Consider the following 4,178-nt stretch of genomic DNA (forward strand, 5'->3'; position numbering starts at 1 on the left):
CAACCCTGCTCTTTATCCTAAATGAATCTAATGGCTTTCCACAGTATCTGCATTTAACAATCCTAGATGTAACGACTAATTTTTTACCCAGATCCTTTATTTTCACAAATCCTTTTACATATACTGCCTTTTCTGGGCAGTTTCTAACACATCTCTGTGAACCTATGCAGTAAGAAAGATCATAATATAGATTGGAAGTTTCGGGATACAAGATTTAGAGGATTACACTGATGTATGCAACGAGTGTAAACAAAAGATATTAACTAAAAGATGGATAGAAAAGGTGTTGATGAAGAAATGAGTTACATCATAACTCTTATAAACACATTAGTGAAGTTACCTAATTCTAATACAATTATAGATCAGATAAAATCTTCAGACAAATATTACAGAATAGAAATTAATGTAGATGACGTAACTCCATATGATGATATATATTATCTAGAAGAGTTATCCTATAGGGGTAGAATATATATTGCAACTAACTTGCCAAAGAAGACCGCGTATGATATATTAAATAAGTTCAACATTGATGCATTCATTAGTAATGTAATATCCGCTGAAGAACCTAAAGCATTCACCAATAATCCAAACTATTTCAATTATTTATTAAAAATCACTAACCTTAAAACTGGATATTTTATAACTGCTAATGATCTCTCAATAAGTGTTGCAAAATCATTTGGTTTAAAAACGATCTTTTTAGACCGAGATGGTAAAAAGAGTAGTGTAAACAGCCTCAAGAAATTGGTTGAGATAACTTCCAAATCTTATGTCGACTCTAAAATAGGTGACTCGGCATTGAGGTGTAGTTAAGTGATGGATTCTGACATCGTAGACTTGTTTAAAGAATTAGGGATGAAGGTTGAAAAAGGCAAGGGCGAAGGATTATATTTTCATGTAACAGTTTCTCCACCAGTAGGTAATGCTCCTGCGGTATCTATTATAAGACCTAACGCCAATTCCAAATATTATATAGTAACAATGTTAATTGAACTGGATATTTCTAGGGTTACCTCGGAAAAAATAAAGAGAGTTTTGATAGAACTAGCTAAGATGAACGTAGAGGCATTTATGAACCCTCCAGATAAGCCCAATTTGATACAGATTGCTAAGTTGCTTTACTCTGAGGGTTTAACTAAAAATGAGGTTATTAATGCTGTAACGCTAGTGAAGAATGCAGGCTTTCTAGCGTATAACCTTATATATGATTGAAATATGTATACTTAGTAATATCAAATAAGTGAAATTAAGGTTTATTTATAATCTAATGTGATTTTCTATTTAATGGGTCTATTTACTGCACCAGCACCTGGTACCAACTTCGGAATAAACTCGCCAATAATACAGATTAATCAGTATCCAGTGTGGGATATAACAGTAGCGTTAGCTCTCTATTTTACTGGACTAGGAGGAATGTTAATGGCTATAACGGGTGCTTTAGAGTTAAGTGGCAAATATCCTAATCTTGTCAAAAGGAATTCAATATTCGCATTCATATTCACAGTATTAGCTCTAGTAACTTTCGATATACACTTAGGGAATCCAGTCAGAGGATTCTTCGCTCCGGCTAACGCTCTTCTTGAATTAACCCATTCATGGATGGCGAGAGGTATAATATTTGTGGGAGGTCTACTATTATTCTCATTTCTGTTCATGGTACTAAAAGTGCTTAATAATAAAAACGTAGTCGCTAATTGGACATTAGCCATACTGGGACTAATTGCGGGCATTTTTTCGACTACGTATAGCGGATTTGAATTAGCTGCAACTACTGGAATACCATTTTGGAATAATGGAGGATTACCAGCTCTGTTTTTAGCGTCTGGAACTGTAGGAGGTGCTGCTTGGAGTTACATAATGAGCTTAATAGATAGAGGAGAGGAGGGAATAAGAGCGAGAAGGTTAACCGCAAAAATCTTAATGTATTCTGCAATAGCAGAACTGGCAACGTGGTTCTTATTTATGGCTAACGTTAATTTTATCTACGTATTCGATCAAGTAGCTTACGAATATATGCTATCCTCTGTAACATTTATCATAGATTTAGCTTTCTTAGCTTTAACTTTCATTATCCCTGGCGTAGGAAACTTAATGTTATGGAGAATGGTTAAACCGACCGGAGGACAATCTATTGTAGACTTTCCAGCATATATTAAATACGCAATCTTGGTTGTTGCTATTCTAGCCCTTATAGCGGGATTCTATACTAGAGCCGATGTATTATTTGCTGGGCAATACGCATATCAGCTAGCTCCGATGACTCCATTTCAAACTACTAGTAATCAACCTATACCTGTTGGTTCGTTCGGATGGAGAAGTTAATTTTTCTTTTTTGTTTATAAAATTTTTTTAACTATATCATGAAAACCAATTCAATACAAATAAACTATACTAATTAATGAATTTTTTCGTAACTTATATTAGCTAAATAAGAACTTCTAATCAATGGTGCCAAATTTATTAATTTCTATCCTTGTTGCGTGATATAATATTTATTTTTGAGAGCGTCTTACGAAGAGAAAACTATCATAGAGAAAAATTCTGCAACATTTTGTAAATGGTAAATACAGAATTATAATGACCATTTGAAGGTATAAAATAAATTATAAAATTTGTTAATATATTATAGTCATGAGGATTTAAATTTTGTAAAATCTAATTCGTCAATAAGCTGGTTGTAATTAATATTTTATACCTATGTAACGGCACTATGATATAAAATTCATCTGTATTGCCTTTAGTAATTATAATCAATTTGCGTTAATTGGCGCGAATATCAATATCCTACTAAAATGTTACTGCGTAATCTCTAATCTGAAATTTATTTTATCATTAACCAAAACTTCTTAGTAAGTAATGGAGATAATTCATCTTGAGCATTAATGACTATCGTTCTAAAGAAGTCTTATCCTCGTTCTTCTTAATTTAATAAATTTTTATAAAAATTAAAGATATAACTTACACACATCTTAATGAGTATAAATTAAAGAATAGTTTAATATGAAGATTTAAGAAGTGAAAAACAACTATGATAGTCTTCAATCTTATAAATGAACGCTTTCAAAAAAAATCTATTTTAATTTGGAGTAAACTTGTATAAGTTCTTCAGTGGATTTAACCTGCCTCTCGATCTCCTTATATTTTATCCTCTCAAGAAATTCAAGAATCTCCTTTGGCTTATCAATACCGCACATCGTCATAGTACCCCTAAGTAAATAACCGAAAACCCAAGGACCCCCACCAATACTGTTAACAAATTCTTTAACCTTCTCAGAGTTATCGATAATGAAATTACAGATTTCCTCCCTAACAAAGGGATTATGTGCCAATAAGCTAAACACGAATCTAGCATCTTGAAACTTTATAGTTCTGTTAAATATCAATTCTATAATCTTTTCGACTACTGATTTATCTCTTATTGCAACCATACCTTTTAGAAATCTGTATCTTTCCTCGTCAATATTAGCAGAAATATACTTATTCAGTAATGTTGAAAAATCTGACGTTGCAACACCATAAGCTATCGCGACAGCTTCCTTAATATTACTATCTAACTTGTCATTTTCCTGAAACAGATAAGATAAGCCCAATGCAAAATCCTCATCAATAGAAGCTAAGGAACTCATTAGAGTGGAATAAGCCATTTTGCTTAAGTCATCTTTCAAATCCTTATAGATCTTTACTTGGTTAGTCAAAAACTCTCTTATCGCGTCATAGTATTTATTCTTATTTATATTATACAAAGTGAGGAGTTCAGACACAATTTCGCTTGTTAAGAATGAATTTTTAGTATATTCATATTTCTTGACTATATTAAGATATTGATCCACTTTAAAAAGACCAGCTAGGACAAAATTCCAGTAATCATTCACTAATCCTAGCTCCTCATATCTGTTGAGATTAGCTTTAAACACTGGCTCTAAGGAACTATAGAATACTCTATAGAAACCACTCCTATTTACATTAACTTTTATAGTCTCTATCCCTCCTTCTACACTTAATTTATAATATGACTCCTTCATGAGCAAAGTACTAAACTTTCCATTTGTTTCAAACGTTAATGGGACCTTGTATATAGTATTATCATTATTTTCCAATAGAGTAAATCTCCTTTGGCGAAATTCAATTGAGCTATCTCTTATGTCAACAAAGATTATGGGGTAGCCTTGTTTTGT

General features: G+C 32.2%; 5 protein-coding genes. 3 read left to right on the plus strand and 2 right to left on the minus strand.

Translation table 11 applies throughout. The annotated features are described in order from the left end of the window. Window positions 1-211: 4Fe-4S dicluster domain-containing protein (locus DMP16_RS11220; RefSeq protein WP_342764251.1), on the minus strand; the 211-nt coding region annotated here is incomplete at its 3' end. An 86-nt stretch (window positions 212-297) separates the two neighbouring features. On the opposite strand from DMP16_RS11220, the gene DMP16_RS08215 reads away from it, so the two are divergent. The 3 genes from DMP16_RS08215 (at window position 298) to nrfD (ending at window position 2,325) form a co-directional block, all read left to right on the plus strand. Continuing rightward, window positions 298-816: an HAD hydrolase-like protein gene (locus tag DMP16_RS08215; RefSeq protein WP_069284691.1), complete on the plus strand. Its 519-nt coding sequence runs from the start codon at window positions 298-300 to the stop codon at window positions 814-816. 3 nt (window positions 817-819) lie between these two features. Next, on the plus strand, window positions 820-1,215 hold the full coding sequence (locus DMP16_RS08220; RefSeq protein ID WP_069284692.1) for a DUF2299 domain-containing protein: 396 nt from the start codon (window positions 820-822) through the stop codon (window positions 1,213-1,215). Between the two features lie 72 nt (window positions 1,216-1,287). Then, window positions 1,288-2,325: an NrfD/PsrC family molybdoenzyme membrane anchor subunit gene (nrfD, locus tag DMP16_RS08225; RefSeq protein ID WP_069283573.1), complete on the plus strand. Its 1,038-nt coding sequence runs from the start codon at window positions 1,288-1,290 to the stop codon at window positions 2,323-2,325. A 749-nt stretch (window positions 2,326-3,074) separates the two neighbouring features. Here the strand turns inward: nrfD and DMP16_RS08230 are convergent. Next, a partial coding sequence (locus DMP16_RS08230) for an ERAP1-like C-terminal domain-containing protein (protein WP_221929530.1) occupies window positions 3,075-4,178 on the minus strand: 1,104 nt, incomplete at its 5' end.

The sequence above is a fragment of the Sulfolobus sp. B1 genome (genome assembly GCF_007050195.1).
In the GTDB taxonomy this organism is placed as follows: domain Archaea; phylum Thermoproteota; class Thermoprotei_A; order Sulfolobales; family Sulfolobaceae; genus Saccharolobus.